Here is a 17,185-nt window from a genome sequence, read left to right as displayed (position 1 = left end):
AACTAACTTACCAAATTACTAGCATCATCATTTACATCTAACAGTAAACCTACCGGAAAAGGAACATCTTTATGTAAAGATTTTTTAACTGCATCTCTTACAAAAACATAGGAATTTTTAAACCCAGGAACATTATTACCCTTCACAGCAATTATACTATTTTCATGATCAATGGATAATATCTTCATATTTTGTGCAGTTATTCTGCTGTTACCTAAATGACCAGCCATTTTCTTTCCTTTGAATACTCTACCAGGATCCTGACATTGACCAGTGGAACCTTGTGATCTGTGAGCAATAGAAACACCATGAGATGCCCTAAGCCCACTGAAGTTATGCCGCTTCATCACACCAGCAAATCCTTTACCTATAGAATAACCCGTAATATCAAGATATTGACCAACCACAAAATGATTGATTCCCACTTTTTTACCACATTCTATTCCCGACAGGTCATTTAATCTACTTTCGTATAACTTACATTTATTATTTATACCCTTTTTCTTTAAATATTCCAACTGAGGTTTTGCTATATTTTTAAAATCTCCCGTGCCCAAAATGACTGAATTATAGCCACATTTATCTTGTCCTTTTATATCAACAATATAAGTTTCGCTGAGATGCAATAAAGTTACAGCCATGCGACTATTGTCAGAGTATATAGCAGTATGACCAATATTCGTCATTAATAAACCAATTCTCCTCAGTGAATTTATTCTCTTCATTTCCTTCTCCTAAACCTTAACTTCCTTGACTTTTAAATCCACTTCTACGCCAGCAGAAAAAGATAAACCTGTAAGCATCTGCATCATAGTAGGAGTAAGATCATGTAAAACAATCAAACGCCTAGAAGTTCTCATTTCAAACTGTTCACGAGATTTTTTATCAACGTGAGGAGATCTATTAACAATAAATTTAGAATCTTTTCTTGGCAACGCAATCGGACCAGATAATTTTGCATTGGACCGCTTTAATTCATCAACAAATTTTCGAACACACTCCTCCAATAAAGAACAATCGAAAGCCTTAATGTTAATATATATATCTTGCTTCATCTTAGTTACTACTCTCACTCCAAAATTTCAGAAACAACACCAGAACCAACAGTTCTACCGCCTTCTCTTATCGCAAAACGCAATCCCTTATCCATTGCTATCGGTACTTGCAATTCTACTTCTACACTCACATTATCTCCTGGCATTACCATCTCCTTCCCATCTAGCAATTTTATGCTCCCGGTTACATCCGTTGTCCTTAAATAAAACTGTGGCTGGTAATTCGCAAAAAATGGTGTATGCCTTCCTCCTTCCTCTTTCTTTAATATATAAACCTCCGCCCTAAACTTTCTATGCGGCGTTATCGTCCCCGGTTTTGCTAATACTTGCCCTCTCTCCACTTCTTCTCTTTTTGTTCCTCTTAACAATATTCCTACATTGAGTCCTGCACTCCCCTTATCCAGCAACTTCTTAAACATTTCTACACCTGTGCATATCGTCTTTTGCGTCGCTTTCAGACCTATTATCTCTATCTCTTCTCCCGTCTTTATCTCTCCCTTCTCTATCCTTCCTGTTACCACCGTTCCTCGCCCCGATATCGAAAATACATCCTCGATTGGCAATAAAAATGGTAAATCCACAGGCCTTGGTGGAACCGCCACATACTCATCTAACTTTTCCATCAATTTATCTATTGATTTCTTTCCATATTCGCTACTGTCATCCTCCAGCGCTTTCAATGCAGACCCCACTACCACAGGCACTTCATCCCCTGGAAATCCGTATTTATTCAGCAATTCCCTCACTTCCATTTCTACCAAATCTATCATATCAGCATCAGCAACATCAGCTTTATTTATATACACCACGATATATCCAACACCTACCTGCTTCGCTAGCAATATATGCTCTCTCGTTTGTGGCATTGGCCCATCAACCCCCGACACTACCAATATCGCCGCATCCATCTGTGCTGCACCTACTATCATGTTCTTTACATAGTCAGCATGTCCAGGACAATCAACGTGTGCATAATGCCTTTTTTCCGTCTGATACTCAACATGCGCTGTTGCTATCGTTATTCCCCTTTTCCTTTCTTCTGGCGCCTTATCTATCTGATCGTACGCTACAAAATTTCCATAATGCTTTGTTATCGCCGCTGTTAACGTTGTCTTCCCATGATCCACATGTCCTATTGTTCCCACATTTACATGCGGCTTTCCAAATGCTTCCACTACTGCTGTCATAATTTAAACTTTTCTACCTAAAATACAAATACATCAATAAATAATATGTTGATTTTATAAAAATACAACAAAAAAAAAGAGCGGATAGTGGGAATCGAACCCACGTCACTAGCTTGGAAGGCTAGAGCTCTACCATTGAGCTATACCCGCACAATGGAGGAGGTAGGATTCGAACCTACGTACGCAATGCGGACAGATTTACAGTCTGTTACCTTTAACCACTCGGTCACTCCTCCACAAAAATTTGTTAAGAGAACGCTATTTTAGTACCTTAACTCAAGCTTTTATTGTATTTAATACTAAACGCCTAAAATTAAAAAATCAAGCAATAAAACCTACCCTGATTAAAATCATGCAGATTTCATTTTATACAACACAATATTGCCAATAAAACGTCTAAATAAATAATGCGAATCATGCGTACCTGGCGCTTCTTCTGGATGATATTGCACAGAAAAGACTGAGTAATCCTTCATCATTATTCCCTCTACACTATTATCAAATAGAGAAATGCGAGTAATTTCAACATTACTTGGAAGAGAAGCTGAATCAACAACAAAACCATGATTTTGGCTAGTGATCTCAACTTTTCCACTAATTACATCATAAACTGGATGGTTACTCCCTCGGTGACCAATATCCATCTTGATGGTCTTTGCTCCCAAAGTAATCGCAAGTAATTGATGACCCATGCATATGCCAAAAATTGGTATTTTAGATTTTATAATAATGTCTATCTCTGAAACTACACTTTCTCCTATTTCTTGCGGATCACCAGGACCATTTGAAAGCACTATACCATCTGGATTCATACTCAACACTTTTTGAGCAAAACCTGTGCTTGGTCTGATTAATTCAACTGTACAACCAAGTTCTATTAAGCGTGAAACTATACTGATTTTTACGCCAAAATCAACGATTACAACCCTATATTTTGCATTAAGGTCACTTTTAAAATTACTATGCAAGCTGACTTTATTGGTTATTTCTATCCCATTTACAGATTTGTATTCCTTCAATTTGTCCAACACATGCGTCTCGCTTGACGGGCATATCATTCCATTTTGAGATCCATGTTTTCTCAAATGTCTCGTTAAAGCTCTAGTATCAATTCCTGATATCCCAACCACGTTATTTTTCTCTAACCAATCATTTAAACTGATATATGAAGAAGGGTGGGACATAGAAGAAAGTTCACGCATAACCACACCACTTGCAAAAATTTTCTCTCCTTCATTATCTTTATGGTTTATTCCAATGTTACCAATATGAGGAAAAGTGAACGTTATAATTTGATCAGCAAAAGAAGGATCAGTTATAGTATGCTGATAACCGGTCATACCAGTGGTAAAACAGACCTCACCTATGCACTTGCCTTTTTTACCTACTGATTTTCCCCAAAAGCACTTGCCATCTTGTAAAATTAAAACTGCGTCCTGCACTTCATTATCTATTTAACTGATTCAAAACAGTATACAAGAATTTCAAATAATACGTAACTCTTTCTAAAATTCCAAATTTAACCACGAGGCGGCGAAAAACAACATGAAAAAAACTTTTAACGTGCCCTTTCATAAAATATGTTGACTATCTCCGTATTTTATATTAGGTATACTCCGGCAGTTATGAAATGGAGGTTTATTATGTAAAATGAAATCCAACCTAAAAATAAGTTACTAATTGTAGGAGCTGGCTTACTATTCTTTGCGATGGTGTTCCCATCATTTTTTCTCTTAGCAAAAATAGCCATAGGATTAGCTATGATCGCAATTGCAACAATCGCGGTAAAAATTTCCTCAAAAACAATATCAAACGCTCTTGAAAAAGAAAAAGTAGATCAGAATCAGGCAGCACAACAAACAACACAAAGTAAAATTATAAACCTAGCTATTGGATTAACATTTATATTTGCAGGAGGATTATCAATGCTCATTATAGCAAAAACTGGCTTAATTGCAGCATGTGCAGCTATAACTGCTTTAGCTCTACACGAATATGTTAAAAATGAAGAAATAGGAAAAGAGATAAATGATAAATTCGATAAGGTAGCTGACGATACAATCAATTTTATTGTTAGCAATGTTGAAAAACTTATTCCAACAAAGCCGCCAGGCATAACAACCTAAACTGTCTCCGTTCAGCAGAGTGGTTTAAGAAACAATAGATAGAAGGTTTTGAAAAGGGTTCAGCCTTCTTTTTATGTCGGTCTTGAGGAACTTCTTGTACAATTAGTTTCTCTTGAGAAAATGAATCTAACATTTTAACACTCCCTTTAACTCTTACATAATATATTGAAAAATAATTAACCTAACTTATAACTTGCACCTTTATCAGCTTGTTAGGTAGAATTATTAAAGAATTAGTTGAATAGGTATTATGATTCAATTCAACTCCATCCACAAGTTCTCCGCTTGTTACTCCAGTTGCAATAAACACTGATTCACCCCTTGTCATATCTTTTATGGTGTAGATTTTTTCTGGGTCATCAATATTTAAATTTTTTGCTCTTTCTCTTAACTGATCTGTGTCAAATATTAATCTTCCCTCCATCTGTCCACCGATTGAACTCAGCGCTGCAGCCGCAAGCACCCCTTCTGGTGCTCCTCCTATGCCGATATACATATCATGATTGCCATTTACTAGTGAAACTACGGCCGCAACATCACCATCATCTATTAGTTTAACTTTTCCTCCTAACTTCCTGATTTTCACTATTAATTCATCATGCCTTTCACGATTAAGTATAGTTACTGTAAGATCATTTACTTTACATCCTTTTGCCTTGGCTAAATTGTCTAGATTCTTTTCAATGCTATTTTTTAGTGAGACTACACCCTCTGGGAGATTTTTTCCTACTGCTATCTTTTCCATATAAACATCAGGTGCGTGTAAAAAATCACCTTTTTTCGTTGCAGCAAGAACGGACATTGCCCCCTGTTTGTAGTGAGCGCAAATTGTGGTACCCTCAAGTGGGTCAACAGCAATGTCGATTTCAGGACCATTTCCAGTGCCAACCTTCTCGCCAATATATAGCATTGGTGCTGAATCTCTCTCACCTTCACCAATTACGATAGTACCATTTATTTCCATTGAATTTAATACTGTACGCATTGCATCAACTGCAACCTGATCAGCCTTTTTTTCATCGCCGAAGCCTGCCAATTTATATGCAGCAAGTGCTGCAGCTTCGGTCACTTTCACTAACTTATAGGCTAAATCTTCCATCATTTGCTTTAAGAACTATATTCAATATATATCATGCTGCTTGAAACTACAATATGTCTTGACTGGTTGTGGGAAAGTTGCATAATAAATTAGATAGTAATAGTGGTAAAATTTGACATGACTTATGAAAAGATAAAGGAAATTGTAACTCAAAATCCTGATATAACTGCTGAGGAGTTTGGTAAGGAGCTAAAGCAAGGTGGGGCAACAGATGCAAAAATTTTTGATTTACTTGCAGATGCCATCAATTCAGAAAGGCACGGTGTTTCAGACGATTTTGCTGTATTTCTAAAAATTGTTGAATTGTTTGCGCAGTTAGATATTAAAGTTAAAAAAAGCAGCGGTGGTAGAACTATGTTGGACATAGCTGTAACAAATAAACAAGCTGATGTTGTAAAGATACTTTTGGATAGTGGTAAGTTTGAAGAAGAAGAAAAAATTAGTGCTTTAAATAGTGCTATTATTCAAGGCAATGTTCAAGAGTTTGAGCCGTTTTTAGATTACATAGATCATGCGAAAATACTGGAGGCTCTCAACACAGCTTCTTGTAATGAGAACATTGACATTATGAAGGTGCTTTTAGATAATAAGAGATTTACTGGAGAAGAAAAAGTTCAGGTTCTGATTGGTGCCGCTATAGATGATGATCTACCAAAAGTTAGGTTACTTTTAAAGCATATGACAGGTATACCAGAAGATGGTATAAGAAATCTTCTAAAAATAATTGAAGAGAGGAAATTATCACTTGGAGAAGAACTTAAAATAGATTCTGAGTTTAAATTAGACTTCAACAACCCTAATCACCATACGTACCTCTCAAACTGTGTAATAATTGCACTGCTTAGATCGGCAATAAACAAAAAAGAGGAGCGAAATACACCTGACGCAGGAAAAAATGGAGCAGGATCCAGCAGCAGTAATGGAAATGTAAGTACTGGTCAAGTTGCCGTGCCGGATAGTGGTTTTGTTACGAGATTTTATTCAAGTATAGCTAGAACGATAAACTCAGTTAGCTTTGAAAGCTTACAACAGGATTTGAATAGAAAAAAAATTAGCTTTCAGAGCAAGTGTGAGCAAGGTGCTGTCTTCAGAAATGCATTGTTAGAGCACGCAATTAAAGATGAAAAATTAAATGTTATAAAGTTTCTCTTACAAAATGAAGTGACTATCATCAACGCAATCAGTCAAGAAGGAAGGCATTACATTAGCAAAATTGAAGAAGACAAATCTATATTATGCTCTGTTGTTCATTATACTGATAACAGTAATGCTGAGATTCTAAGCACGCTACTGCGAAATATTAATGCAGAGCAATCAAAGTTAAATCATGAAGACGAATTATACATATTATACCAACAATTAAAAGATGATGCATTCTGCACTGCTTTTGCAGAAAAGAATTCTGTAGCAGCGACAGTGCTAATACAGAACGATCAAGAAACACGCGCATCAGCAGTAAACAAGGATGAAACACCTGTAGTAACAGGAACTGACCAGGTTGTTACTACGCCAAGCGTAGAAGAAAATAGAACAGAACCTAACAAAAATATTAGTAATAAACCTACGGCAACAGTGTCTCCTATATTAACAAAGGAAACAAATCCAACTACTGTACCAAATAGTGGTAACGGTAGGAGTGTTAGTAATAAACCAGTATCTCCTGTAGTATCAACAAACGCCGGCACACCCGCTATGTCAAGCGGTAATGATAAGTCTAGCAACCTCACAAATGCTCAATTTTCTGTGCCAAATGAAAAAGAAGCTAAATATAAAGAAAGCAAGGAAAATTTTTACACCTCATTAACAAAAGATGTTGTTGGAGTTGTTATTACAGGATTATTCATTGCTGCTGCTGTAATGGTTCCATTTGCGGCTGGTGCGGTGGTTTGTGGTGTTATAGCTGCTTTGGTTGCAACATATATCGGATTACATGTAAAAAATTCTACATTACCAAGCTATAGAGAAATGGAAAAAAATAAAGTTGAAAACGTGAGTTCAAAAACTACACAAACATTGTGATTTGAGAAAAATCTCCACTAGGAAGGGTGTCATCCGAGTAGCTAAAACTGGGATCTATACTAGCACAGCCCTACGTCATACCGCGATTCATTCACGGTATCTTAGCATAGATCCCGCTAACACGTAGCGGGATGACGGTTGTCGGTAGGCCTAAATTACTTTAGCCATAAACATTTAAGAAATTTACCAAATGAAAAAAAAGGCAAAAGAAGCCCTAGTCATTGTCTATTTTCAGTATTGGCGTTTTTTAAGCCTTAAACGCTGCAATTTAGCTGCTTTTAAATGCAACTCACCTTAGTTTAAATGCTTAAGAAATTTACTAAGCAGAAAAAAAGGCAAAAGAAATCCCGTGTTAGCTAGTTGTCACTCTCTAATCCTGCAAATTGGCGTTCTATACTGTCTTAAACGCTTTATAAGCGCGTTTCAGCTTATATAGCTAGAAATGTTGTGAAGACATAAGGTGCGCATAGTACAAAAAATTAAAAATAAGACGCCAATTACGTAATACTGTTGTCGTTTAATCTGCACAGATTGAAGATAAATGAATACCTTCAATACCATGATAAGGGGGGCTGGCGGAGTTTGTCAAGTAGGTTTTTTCGTCTCTATTCCCAATAAAAGTTCGTTATTGGTTATGCAGGAAGTCTAATACTGTCGTAAAAGGAAGTTTTCTTGTGCGTGTGAAACTTTTTTTCCAACACAATGGATCTTCTGAAAAGTTTTCGAGTATATTATATTTTTAATTTGTAGAATAAGATTTTTTCCTTTTTGCATGTTTCACCTAAAAAGGACACATTTTAGACTTCTTTGTTGAAATAAAACAGAAATAAAAGTGCTGTTTATTGCAGCTTTTGGGTAATTTAATGGTAAAAATTTTAGAGAGAAATTTTACACACAATCGCAGACATTTTTCCTTAAGTTGACGCCATTGAGTGAACGGTTACCTTAATTAGAAGTCTAGCTTTAACTTTAAATGGACTACTCAACCGTGACAGACTTAGCTAAATTTCTTGGACAATCGGCATCTAACCCTTTTTTTGCTGCAGTATAGTAAGCAAGGAATTGCATAGCAACACTATAGATGATAGGAGAGATAAAATTATCAGTGTCTGGAAGTTGCACCACATCTGCGCAAACTCCCCTTAGGAATGGCGCTCCTTGCTTATCACTGAAGGCAATTACTTTGCCTTTTCTTGCAATAATCTCTTGTATATTAGATAGCGTTTTAAAGAATAAACTATCATAAGGGATAATTGCTATAACAAGCACAGTAGAGTCTATTAAAGCAATAGAACCGTGCTTCATTTCTCCCGCTGCAATGCCAATGGTATTAATGTATGAAAGCTCTTTTATCTTCAATGCGCCTTCCATTGCAACTCCGTATGAACTTCCTCTGCCGATTAAAATAACGTTATTGTGTTCTAATATACTGCCCGATATATGTTGTATTTGCATCACATTCAAAACGTGCTCAACATACTCGGGAATAGAATTGATAGCACTGCTTAGCTGTTTTATTCTCTCTCCACCCAGTATACCTTTTATTTTTCCAAGCTCCACGGCAAAGCATGCTAAAGTTGCAAGTTGCGCAGAAAAGGTTTTTGTTGAAGCAACACCAATTTCTGGCCCAGCAAGAGTATGTAACACAATATCTGAGATCTTTTCAATGCTGCTGTTAAATGTGTTAGTTATACTAATGATTGTTTGCTTCTGTGATTTCGCATAACGCAGCGCTTCTATGGTATCTGCAGTTTCGCCAGATTGAGAGATGAATAACCCAATGCTGCCTTCTTCTAGCTTGACGTTGCTATACCTAAATTCTGATGAGATTTCTAGATATACTCGAACTTGAGCGACACTTTCCAGCCAATATTTTGCTATTAGCCCGGCAAAATAAGATGACCCGCATCCAACTATAGTAATGTAACTCCGCTCAGAAAACAATTTTTTGTTGACCTCTTTATATTGCTTGTAAAATTGATTTATTGTTTTGTTTAATGCACGCGGTTGCTCAAAAATCTCTTTTAACATGAAGCTAGGATACCCATTTTTGCTAATTAGAAAATCACTTGGACTACTATTTTCTATACTACGTTTAACTTGTGTACCATTGTTGTATATACTAACTCCACTAGATTTTATCACTGCAATGTCGCCATCTTCCAAATACGATATTCTTTCCACAAATGCACTTAAAGCATTAGAGTCAGATGCAGCAAACACTGTGTTACAGTTATAGCCTATTGCTAAAGGCAAATTTCTCTTCGCAACAAATAAGGCATCTGGATATTCTGCAAATAATAAGACCAAGGCAAATGAGCCATGTAAGTTGTTTAAACACTTAAATAGAGAATCAACTGGCGACAATCCTTCATCAAGATATAAGGTTAGCATATTTGGTATGATCTCTGTGTCAGTATCAGTATGGAATAACATTCCCCTTTCTTCTAGACCCTTTTTTAGCAGATTGTAATTCTCAATTATGCCGTTATGAGCAACAACAACATTATTTGTATGAATGGGATGAGCATTTTTAAGGCCTGGAACTCCATGTGTAGCCCAGCGAGTATGTGCTATACCAACTGTACTGTGAGACATCTTGCTTTCATCAACAACTTCATACAATCTTTTAACTTTACCTTCTGATTTTTTGACTTCTATCTCGCCTTCGTTATTTATGATTGCTATACCTGAGGAATCATATCCCCTATATTCCAATTTTTGCAACCCAGTTAGTAAAGTTGGTATTACTGAATCACCGCTACTTACTACACCAAATATTCCGCACACAAATGGATCACCAAATGAACTTTCTTTTAAAGTTATGCAGCATTTTTGCCTTTATCATCTTTTCCCTTTTTACTTTCCTCTGGTGGTTGATTTTTATTCTTTTTATCACTCTTTTCGATTTTGCCTTTTTCAATTGGTTTAGCTGCCACTTTTTGAGTTTCTTTGTTTAAAACTTCAGATATAGCGGACTTTAGGACTTTCACCTCAACTTTTGGTGCTATTTCTATTATAAATTGTGCATTTGCCTCATCAACTTTATTAACTTCACCTATTATCCCGCCAGAAGTAATGACTGTATCACCACGTTTTATTTGATCTATAATTTTTCTATGTTCTTTTAGTTTTTTGTGGTTTGGGCGAATAATGAGAAAATAAAATACCACAAATATTAAAATCAATGGAATAAAACTAGCAAAAGATGCGCCGATACTTGATGCATTGCTAGTTGCATCTGCTGCAAAAACTTCAGAAATGAGCATATTTAATCCTAATTGTTAATGATAAAAACAAACCTATTTAAGTATTAATTACAATACCATGCCATGTCAAGTCTGGTGAAAACGTTTCTAAATACCGGCAATAATATTGCGGATTTTAGATTATGCTAAAACCACTATGGCGGGAGTGATGAGACTTGAACTCACGACCTCATGCGTGACAGGCATGCGCTCTAACCAACTGAGCTACACCCCCCCTAATTTCTTTTTAGCGTTTTCGGGCTTCGACTTTAAAGCTAATAAACATGTTGCCCTTTGTCAATATTTTTTGTTTGCGCTTTGCTGTCTTTTCTATTACTATGTAAATAATTTAATTTCACACATGGCTTGTACAAGTAGTCCCATTAGGGTTATGCCATGGAAGATAAACTATTTGGAGGAATGATATATGACAAATTTGCCTGAAGTCACTGTGCGTGATTTAGCCGAATCTGGTGTACACTTTGGTCACAAAATTAGTCGCTGGAACGCAAAAATGGCTCCATACATATATGGAGTGCATCAAGAAAATCGTATACATATAATTGACTTGCGAAAAACATTACCATTGCTACAGGTGGCCATGAAGGCTTTATATGACGTTGCATCTCAAGGTGGTCGCATTCTATTTGTTGGTACAAAGTTTCAAGCTTTTGATATTATTGCAAGTGAAGCGATTCGTTGTGGTCAATATTATGTGAATCATCGATGGCTTGGTGGTATGCTTACTAATTGGGGCACTGTTTCTTCTTCGATAAAAACCTTGATGCAATATGAGAAAATATTAAATGACGAGGATAGCATTTTAACAAAGAAAGAATTGGGGAACATTGAAAAGAAAAAGCAAAAGCTTGATAAGGCGCTTGGTGGTATTAGAGAAATGGGAGCAATTCCTGATATCTTATTCATCATTGATACTAATAAAGAGCATATTGCGGTTAAGGAGGCTAAAAAGTTAGGAATTCCAATAGTTGCAATACTTGATACTAATTCTGATCCAGATGATATTACTTATCTAATACCTGGAAATGATGACTCAAGAAAATCAATAGAGCTCTATTGTAAATTAGCTACCGACTCTATATTAGCTGGAATAGAGTCTAGTCTAGCAAGATCTGGAGTTAAGATTGATAATATAAAAGGTGATGAGTTTATTCAAGAAAAAGAAGATAGTATTGTGCAAACTAAAAGGAAACGTAGTAAAGTTTACAAAGAAGAAGAAAGGGAGGTAGTAACAAATGAAGATGAATCCAGATAATATAAGGGAATTACGTGATAGGACAGGGCTTGGCTTAAGTGACTGTAAAAAAGCATTAGAAGAATGTGATGGTGACATCAAGAAAGCCGTTGATAAGTTGCGTACAATAGGTCTTGCTAAAGCTGACAAAAAATCTGATAGAGTAGCTTCAGATGGGCTCGTTGCTATGTGTTTGACTGAAAATTATGGTGCATTGGTTGAACTCAATTGCGAAACCGATTTTGTTGCAAGGAATGAGAAATTTATAGAGTTAGTTTCAAATTTAGCATCAATTGCTCATCAAGAACGCTGTATCAGCGTTGATGAGTTAAAAAATGCCAAGTATGAAAGCATTGGCACAGTGCAGGAAGCTATTATGAATGGTACGTCAGTTCTTGGTGAAAAGTTAGAGTTGAGCAAGCTTTGTTACCTAGAGACTAAGGATGGAGTTGTTGCTGGTTATGTACACGGTGATGTACGTGGTTTAGGTAAAACTGGCGCTTTAGTTGCATTGCAATCACCCGGTGATAAGGCAAAGTTACAGGAAATTGGAAAACAAATAGCGATGCACATAGTTGCTATGAAGCCTGAAGCTTTGTCTATAGATGATTTAGATCAAATGAAGTTGAAAAATGAACGTTCTATAATTGAAGAGCAAGTAAGGAGCTTAAATAAACCTGAAGAAGTAGCAAAAAAAATAGTAGATGGACGAATGGCTAAGTACTATGAAGAAGTTGTTTTACTAGAACAAAAGTTCATAAAAGATGATAAAATGAAGGTTTCTGATTTTATAAAATCAAGCGAGGTGAGTGCTATTAAATTATCTGATTACAAGTTACTTGTTTTGGGCAGTGCAAACTAAATGGCAAGAAATGTCTTCCTTAGCAGATAAAGTAAAATACTCTAGAGTGTTATTGAAGATCTCTGGTGAAGCTTTGATGGGGTCACAGTCTTTTGGCCATGATATGGGAATAATAAGCCAATTATGCAAAGATATAGCTGATGTTAACAGGCTTGGAGTTCAGGTATGTATTGTTGTTGGTGGTGGTAATATCTTTCGTGGCGCATCTGCGTCTTTAAGTGGCTGTGAAAGAGCAAGCAGTGATTATATTGGAATGCTTGCAACTATAATCAATGCTTTAATTTTACAAAACTTTTTAGAAAAAAATTTAGTAGCTTCTAGGGTATTATCTGCAATACCCATGGCCACTGTATGTGAACCTTACATAAGAAGGAAAGCTATTCGTCATTTAGAAAAAGGTAGAGTGGTAATTTTTGCAGCAGGCACAGGCAACCCATTTTTTACTACAGATACAGCTGCAGCCTTACGTGCTGTTGAAATGAATTGTGATGTTATTCTAAAGGGTACACAAGTAAATGGTGTATACTCCGCTGATCCGAAAAAAAATGAGGATGCTGTAATGTATGATAGGCTTTCTTACACGGATTTATTGACTCGTGATTTAAAAGTTATGGATGCATCAGCAATTTCACTTGCTCGTGAGAATTCTATTCCAATTATAGTTTTTTCTTTGAAGGGAGAAAAAATAGTCAATATTATTAAGGGTCAAGGTACTTATACTATAGTTTCAGATTGTAAACAGTAGGTAATTTATGTTAAATGAAATAAAAGCTAAAACAAAAGAAAGAATGCTAAAAACTATTCAGTCCTTTCATGATGATATTAAAGGCGTACGCACTGGTAGAGCTAGCGCATCGTTGCTTGATGGTATAGTTGTAAATATCTATGGTGGACATCAAAAGTTAAATCAGGTTGCAGGCGTTTCAGTTATAGATAACAAAACCCTATCAATTAAAGTTTGGGATATTAATGTTGTAGGTGAAGTGAAAAATACTATATTAAATGCCAACTTGAATTTAAATCCTGTTGTTGAGGGCAATACCATACGTATAGCTCTTCCGGATTTAACACAAGAAACCCGTGAAAAATTAGTAAAATTATTGCATCAGTTTTCTGAAAATGCGCGGATTGCCATCAGAAATATACGCAGAGATGTTATGGAAGAAATAGAGAAAATGAAGGGAAATAAGGAGATCTCAGAAGATGATTTTCATGGTGCTAAGAAGGAAATACAAAATATTACTGATGATAATATAAAAAAGATTGATGGTGAATTGTCCATCAAAGAAAAGGATATATTGCATCACTAAGGTAATATGAAAGAAACCTTCAGTAGTGAAAAAGAAAAAATTATATGCAAAGGTGTCATGGAGGTAGTCGACACACAACTGTATGAACGTTGCAATATTGCACAGTATTATACAGTAAATGATGTCATTCCAGTGTCCTCTTTTTTGTCATCCCAGTGCCTTTTTTCCCTGTCATCCCAGTGCGTAACACTGGGATACATCTTATTTTCATCATGGACATTATATGCTCTAAGAATCTGTTATCCATTTCCCTCTTTCCTGTCATCCCAGTGCGTGACACTGGGATACATCTTATTTTCATCATGGACATTATATGCTCTAAGAATCTGTTATCCATTTCCCTCTTTCCTGTTATCCCAGTGCGTGACACTGGGATACATCTTATTTTCATCATGGACATTATATGCTCTAAGAATCTGTTATCCATTTCCCTCTTTCCTGTTATCCCAGTGCGTGACACTGGGATACATCTTATTTTCATCATGGACATTATATGCTCTAAGAATCTGTTATCCATTTCCCTCTTTCCTGTCATCCCAGTGCGTGACACTGGGATCTACCTTATTTTCATCATGGACATTATATGCCCCAAGAATCTGTTATCCATTTCCCTCTTTCCTGTCATCCCAGTGCGTGACACTGGGATCTACCTTATTTTCATCATGGACATTATATGCCCCAAGAATCTGTTGTTCATTGCATAATTTGCAAATATTTTTATACTTAGATCCCAGTGTCACGCACTGGGATGACAGGAAAAAGGGCTACTGGGATGACACCTTTCAAGTAGAGATTGCTACTAAATCACTATTTTTGTACAGTGATATGTTAAGCACTCAGATGATATCGGGTGGTTTAGGTGAACTTTAAATGTTGAATCAAGAATCTTTACCGAAACATTTAGCAATTATTATGGATGGTAATGGTAGATGGGCGAACAATCAAGGAAAGGTAAAAATTGATGGTTATAAAAAGGGCAGTGAAGTTGCATACGATATTGCCAAGTATTGTACGGACCTAACCATACCCTACTTAACTTTGTATGCATTCTCTATGGAGAATTGGCTTAGACCCAAAAACGAAACTGACTGTCTATTTGATTTATTTTACTCCGTTTTAACTAATGAAGATAAAGTCAATTTCATTTGCAACTGTAACATTAAGTTGAATTTTATTGGCAATTTAAGTCTGTTATCCAGTAAAATATTGGATCAAATTAAAAAAGCAGAAGAAATGACACATAAGAACGATGGTTTATTACTCACTGTGGCAGTCAGTTACGGAGCAAAGCAAGAAATTACACAAGCTATAAGCAATATTATAAAAGAAAATATTGCTTATGTATCAGAAGAGGAATTTGAAAAATTTCTATATACTAAAGATCTGCCAAAATTGGATTTATTAATTCGCACTGGCGGCGAAAAAAGGTTAAGCAACTTTTTATTATGGCAAGCAGCTTATGCTGAATTATATTTTTGTGATACTTTATGGCCTGATTTTTCTTGTCAAGATTTGAGCAAAGCATTAGAAGATTATACAAAAAGAGAGAAAAAATATGGTAGATAATAATTTTATAATTAGAATATTGTCCTCAATAGTAATATTATTCATATTTTCTTTTGCTACATATTTCAGTGATTTATCGTTTTACCTATTGATTTTTTCAATAGCAGTTTTATCTTCTTTTGAATGGTATAATCTAACCCAAGGAAACAAAATTTTATACGTTTTCGCATTATTATTGATTGCACTACCAAGCGCCTCATTAATATATTTATATAACCTACCACAGGGAAAATACGCATTAGTATGGTTCGTCTTAACCATTTGGGGAATTGACATTACTGCCTACCTATTTGGTAAGAATTTTGGTGGAGCTAAAATTTGCCCAATTCTTAGCCCTGGAAAAACTTGGACAGGACTTCTTGGTGCGATTTTAGCTGGAGTAGTGTGCACAATTTTTGGATCAATATTTTTTGGTCTATTTTCAATTTTTTATTCTCCAATCATTGGTCTTGCAATCGCTATTCTAGCGCAACTTGGCGATTTCACTGAGTCGCTTGTTAAAAGAGCTTACGGTGTTAAAGATAGTGGAAGTATGATACCTGGCCATGGAGGAGTGCTCGATCGTATGGATAGTTTCATTTTTACTGCCCCTCTTCTTGCTATTTACATAAGCTAAGTCTGCAGAAGAAATAAAGTGCCATTAGAGTTCATCCCTAGTCAGCTCCCCAACCGCTTCTACAGTACAGTCATGGACAAACGTCTTTTCACAATAAGGGCAGGCTATTTCCTCTTCTTCTCCCATATCTAAATATATTAATGGATGGCCGGAACCCTCATTATTCTCATCACCATGACAACAAACTTTTCTATTATTAACCCTCACTTTTGACATGCTACTCCTTTAGCTTATAACATTTTATATATTGAATATACCCATTCAGAAATAAAAAACAACAAGCACTATTCTCCATTTTTTATCCTATTCAGGTTAATCAATTCGTTTTGAACGCCTTTTGATACAAATTTGCTAACATCTTCTCCTAATCTTGCTATTTCCTTTACAAAACTTGATGAGATAAATTGAGTATCTTCAGAAGCAGGAAGAAATATGGTTTCGATTTCAGGAAGAAGTTTATAATTTACCCAACTCATTTGAAACTCGTAATCAAAATCCGATACTGCTCTTAATCCTCTAATAATAACAGAAGCATTCTGCTCTTTGGCAAACTTCACTAGCAACCCATTAAAAGATATAACATCTGCATCAATTCCTAGCCCTTTGATTTCACTTTCAGCCATGCTTGTGCGTAGCTTTGTGTCAAAGGCAACATGCTTATTAACGTTTTCTGCAACTCCTATTATTAATTTATCGACTAGTTTACACGCTCTTTTGATTATGTCAATATGCCCAAAAGTTATAGGGTCAAATGTGCCAGGGTAGATTCCTATTCTGTTATTAATGTTCATCCTTTATTTTTATATAAACTACTTTAAAAACTTTTGATAGACATAATAACA

The 17,185-nt window shown here is 35.8% G+C and carries 18 protein-coding genes, 3 tRNA genes and 1 pseudogene; 8 read left to right on the top strand and 14 right to left on the bottom strand.

Annotated features, from left to right (window positions below; all coding sequences use genetic code 11):
- Positions 1 to 2 precede the first annotated feature (2 nt).
- The 6 genes from rplC to carA form a co-directional block, all read right to left on the bottom strand.
- Positions 3 to 725 carry a 50S ribosomal protein L3 gene (gene rplC, locus AAGD99_RS01540; RefSeq protein ID WP_265021969.1) on the bottom strand — a complete coding sequence of 241 codons (723 nt, stop codon included), beginning with the start codon at positions 723 to 725 and terminating at the stop codon, positions 3 to 5.
- A 9-nt stretch (positions 726 to 734) separates the two neighbouring features.
- Positions 735 to 1,055: a 30S ribosomal protein S10 gene (gene rpsJ, locus AAGD99_RS01535; protein WP_096616846.1), complete on the bottom strand. Its 321-nt coding sequence runs from the start codon at positions 1,053 to 1,055 to the stop codon at positions 735 to 737.
- A gap of 14 nt (positions 1,056 to 1,069) precedes the next feature.
- Positions 1,070 to 2,242 (bottom strand): elongation factor Tu, encoded by a 1,173-nt coding sequence (tuf, locus tag AAGD99_RS01530; protein ID WP_264329094.1) that lies wholly within the window; start codon positions 2,240 to 2,242, stop codon positions 1,070 to 1,072.
- Positions 2,243 to 2,321: 79 nt separating this feature from the next.
- Positions 2,322 to 2,392, bottom strand: a tRNA-Gly gene (locus AAGD99_RS01525).
- Between the two features lie 4 nt (positions 2,393 to 2,396).
- Positions 2,397 to 2,478: transfer RNA gene (locus AAGD99_RS01520), tRNA-Tyr, on the bottom strand.
- Between the two features lie 114 nt (positions 2,479 to 2,592).
- Complete coding sequence (gene carA / locus AAGD99_RS01515) at positions 2,593 to 3,684, bottom strand: glutamine-hydrolyzing carbamoyl-phosphate synthase small subunit (protein WP_341822397.1); 1,092 nt, start codon at positions 3,682 to 3,684, stop codon at positions 2,593 to 2,595.
- A 213-nt stretch (positions 3,685 to 3,897) separates the two neighbouring features.
- Here carA and AAGD99_RS01510 point away from each other — a divergent pair, with 213 nt between their 5' ends.
- Positions 3,898 to 4,368: a hypothetical protein gene (locus tag AAGD99_RS01510; protein ID WP_410529928.1), complete on the top strand. Its 471-nt coding sequence runs from the start codon at positions 3,898 to 3,900 to the stop codon at positions 4,366 to 4,368.
- Positions 4,369 to 4,549: 181 nt separating this feature from the next.
- Here AAGD99_RS01510 and glpX read toward each other — a convergent pair whose 3' ends face one another.
- Complete coding sequence (gene glpX / locus AAGD99_RS01505) at positions 4,550 to 5,467, bottom strand: class II fructose-bisphosphatase (protein ID WP_341823189.1); 918 nt, start codon at positions 5,465 to 5,467, stop codon at positions 4,550 to 4,552.
- A 117-nt stretch (positions 5,468 to 5,584) separates the two neighbouring features.
- Here glpX and AAGD99_RS01500 point away from each other — a divergent pair, with 117 nt between their 5' ends.
- On the top strand, positions 5,585 to 7,486 hold the full coding sequence (locus AAGD99_RS01500; RefSeq protein WP_341822395.1) for an ankyrin repeat domain-containing protein: 1,902 nt from the start codon (positions 5,585 to 5,587) through the stop codon (positions 7,484 to 7,486).
- Between the two features lie 637 nt (positions 7,487 to 8,123).
- Here the strand turns inward: AAGD99_RS01500 and AAGD99_RS08975 are convergent.
- From AAGD99_RS08975 to AAGD99_RS01485, 4 genes and pseudogenes are all read right to left on the bottom strand, one after another.
- Positions 8,124 to 8,260 (bottom strand): annotated as a pseudogene (locus tag AAGD99_RS08975) (IS4 family transposase); the annotation flags it as partial.
- 204 nt (positions 8,261 to 8,464) lie between these two features.
- On the bottom strand, positions 8,465 to 10,276 hold the full coding sequence (gene glmS / locus AAGD99_RS01495) for a glutamine--fructose-6-phosphate transaminase (isomerizing) (protein ID WP_253309670.1): 1,812 nt from the start codon (positions 10,274 to 10,276) through the stop codon (positions 8,465 to 8,467).
- Positions 10,277 to 10,308: 32 nt separating this feature from the next.
- Positions 10,309 to 10,755, bottom strand: coding sequence for a preprotein translocase subunit YajC (yajC, locus tag AAGD99_RS01490; RefSeq protein ID WP_253302548.1), 447 nt, complete (start codon positions 10,753 to 10,755; stop codon positions 10,309 to 10,311).
- A gap of 137 nt (positions 10,756 to 10,892) precedes the next feature.
- A tRNA-Asp gene (locus AAGD99_RS01485) sits at positions 10,893 to 10,969 on the bottom strand.
- A 192-nt stretch (positions 10,970 to 11,161) separates the two neighbouring features.
- Between AAGD99_RS01485 and rpsB the strand changes: the two genes are divergently transcribed.
- The 4 genes from rpsB to frr are packed head-to-tail and all read left to right on the top strand — an operon-like array spanning position 11,162 to position 14,161.
- Complete coding sequence (gene rpsB / locus AAGD99_RS01480; protein WP_341822394.1) at positions 11,162 to 12,010, top strand: 30S ribosomal protein S2; 849 nt, start codon at positions 11,162 to 11,164, stop codon at positions 12,008 to 12,010.
- On the top strand, positions 11,991 to 12,851 hold the full coding sequence (tsf, locus tag AAGD99_RS01475; protein ID WP_264732175.1) for a translation elongation factor Ts: 861 nt from the start codon (positions 11,991 to 11,993) through the stop codon (positions 12,849 to 12,851). Before rpsB ends, tsf begins: the two co-directional genes overlap by 20 nt.
- Before the next feature lie 10 nt (positions 12,852 to 12,861).
- Positions 12,862 to 13,596, top strand: coding sequence for a UMP kinase (gene pyrH / locus AAGD99_RS01470; RefSeq protein WP_182182811.1), 735 nt, complete (start codon positions 12,862 to 12,864; stop codon positions 13,594 to 13,596).
- 7 nt (positions 13,597 to 13,603) lie between these two features.
- A complete protein-coding gene (gene frr / locus AAGD99_RS01465; protein ID WP_341822393.1) occupies positions 13,604 to 14,161 on the top strand; it encodes a ribosome recycling factor in 558 nt (185 codons plus the stop codon).
- A gap of 124 nt (positions 14,162 to 14,285) precedes the next feature.
- Here frr and AAGD99_RS01460 read toward each other — a convergent pair whose 3' ends face one another.
- Complete coding sequence (locus AAGD99_RS01460) at positions 14,286 to 14,678, bottom strand: hypothetical protein (RefSeq protein ID WP_341822392.1); 393 nt, start codon at positions 14,676 to 14,678, stop codon at positions 14,286 to 14,288.
- Between the two features lie 353 nt (positions 14,679 to 15,031).
- Here AAGD99_RS01460 and uppS point away from each other — a divergent pair, with 353 nt between their 5' ends.
- A complete protein-coding gene (gene uppS, locus AAGD99_RS01455; RefSeq protein ID WP_015589050.1) occupies positions 15,032 to 15,727 on the top strand; it encodes a polyprenyl diphosphate synthase in 696 nt (231 codons plus the stop codon).
- Positions 15,717 to 16,343 (top strand): phosphatidate cytidylyltransferase, encoded by a 627-nt coding sequence (locus tag AAGD99_RS01450; RefSeq protein WP_264732170.1) that lies wholly within the window; start codon positions 15,717 to 15,719, stop codon positions 16,341 to 16,343. The genes uppS and AAGD99_RS01450 overlap by 11 nt, the downstream gene beginning before the upstream one ends.
- 24 nt (positions 16,344 to 16,367) lie before the next feature.
- Here AAGD99_RS01450 and AAGD99_RS01445 read toward each other — a convergent pair whose 3' ends face one another.
- Positions 16,368 to 16,559: a zinc-finger domain-containing protein gene (locus tag AAGD99_RS01445; RefSeq protein WP_341820626.1), complete on the bottom strand. Its 192-nt coding sequence runs from the start codon at positions 16,557 to 16,559 to the stop codon at positions 16,368 to 16,370.
- Between the two features lie 68 nt (positions 16,560 to 16,627).
- The gene (coaD, locus tag AAGD99_RS01440) at positions 16,628 to 17,134 is read right to left on the bottom strand and encodes a pantetheine-phosphate adenylyltransferase (protein WP_253309665.1); all 507 of its coding nucleotides are present in this window, start codon (positions 17,132 to 17,134) and stop codon (positions 16,628 to 16,630) included.
- Between the last annotated feature and the right edge of the window lie 51 nt (positions 17,135 to 17,185).

Source organism: Wolbachia endosymbiont (group A) of Clivina fossor (genome assembly GCF_964026865.1).
Classification (GTDB): Bacteria; Pseudomonadota; Alphaproteobacteria; order Rickettsiales; family Anaplasmataceae; genus Wolbachia.
Note: the sequence above shows the minus strand (reverse complement) of the source record. Positions and strands in the feature narration are given on the sequence as shown.

What these genes read in the sequence shown, in the direction of transcription:
- AAGD99_RS01500 (WP_341822395.1), top strand. Translation starts at nt 5,585, where the DNA reads ATGACTTATGAAAAGATAAAGGAAATTGTAACTCAAAATCCTGATATA.
- yajC (WP_253302548.1), bottom strand. Translation starts at nt 10,755, where the DNA reads ATGCTCATTTCTGAAGTTTTTGCAGCAGATGCAACTAGCAATGCATCA.
- frr (WP_341822393.1), top strand. Translation starts at nt 13,604, where the DNA reads ATGTTAAATGAAATAAAAGCTAAAACAAAAGAAAGAATGCTAAAAACT.
- uppS (WP_015589050.1), top strand. Translation starts at nt 15,032, where the DNA reads ATGTTGAATCAAGAATCTTTACCGAAACATTTAGCAATTATTATGGAT.
- glpX (WP_341823189.1), bottom strand. Translation starts at nt 5,467, where the DNA reads ATGGAAGATTTAGCCTATAAGTTAGTGAAAGTGACCGAAGCTGCAGCA.
- AAGD99_RS01450 (WP_264732170.1), top strand. Translation starts at nt 15,717, where the DNA reads ATGGTAGATAATAATTTTATAATTAGAATATTGTCCTCAATAGTAATA.
- rplC (WP_265021969.1), bottom strand. Translation starts at nt 725, where the DNA reads ATGAAGAGAATAAATTCACTGAGGAGAATTGGTTTATTAATGACGAAT.
- coaD (WP_253309665.1), bottom strand. Translation starts at nt 17,134, where the DNA reads ATGAACATTAATAACAGAATAGGAATCTACCCTGGCACATTTGACCCT.
- AAGD99_RS01460 (WP_341822392.1), bottom strand. Translation starts at nt 14,678, where the DNA reads ATGGATAACAGATTCTTAGAGCATATAATGTCCATGATGAAAATAAGA.
- pyrH (WP_182182811.1), top strand. Translation starts at nt 12,862, where the DNA reads ATGTCTTCCTTAGCAGATAAAGTAAAATACTCTAGAGTGTTATTGAAG.
- tsf (WP_264732175.1), top strand. Translation starts at nt 11,991, where the DNA reads ATGAAGATGAATCCAGATAATATAAGGGAATTACGTGATAGGACAGGG.
- tuf (WP_264329094.1), bottom strand. Translation starts at nt 2,242, where the DNA reads ATGACAGCAGTAGTGGAAGCATTTGGAAAGCCGCATGTAAATGTGGGA.
- AAGD99_RS01445 (WP_341820626.1), bottom strand. Translation starts at nt 16,559, where the DNA reads ATGTCAAAAGTGAGGGTTAATAATAGAAAAGTTTGTTGTCATGGTGAT.
- rpsB (WP_341822394.1), top strand. Translation starts at nt 11,162, where the DNA reads ATGACAAATTTGCCTGAAGTCACTGTGCGTGATTTAGCCGAATCTGGT.
- rpsJ (WP_096616846.1), bottom strand. Translation starts at nt 1,055, where the DNA reads ATGAAGCAAGATATATATATTAACATTAAGGCTTTCGATTGTTCTTTA.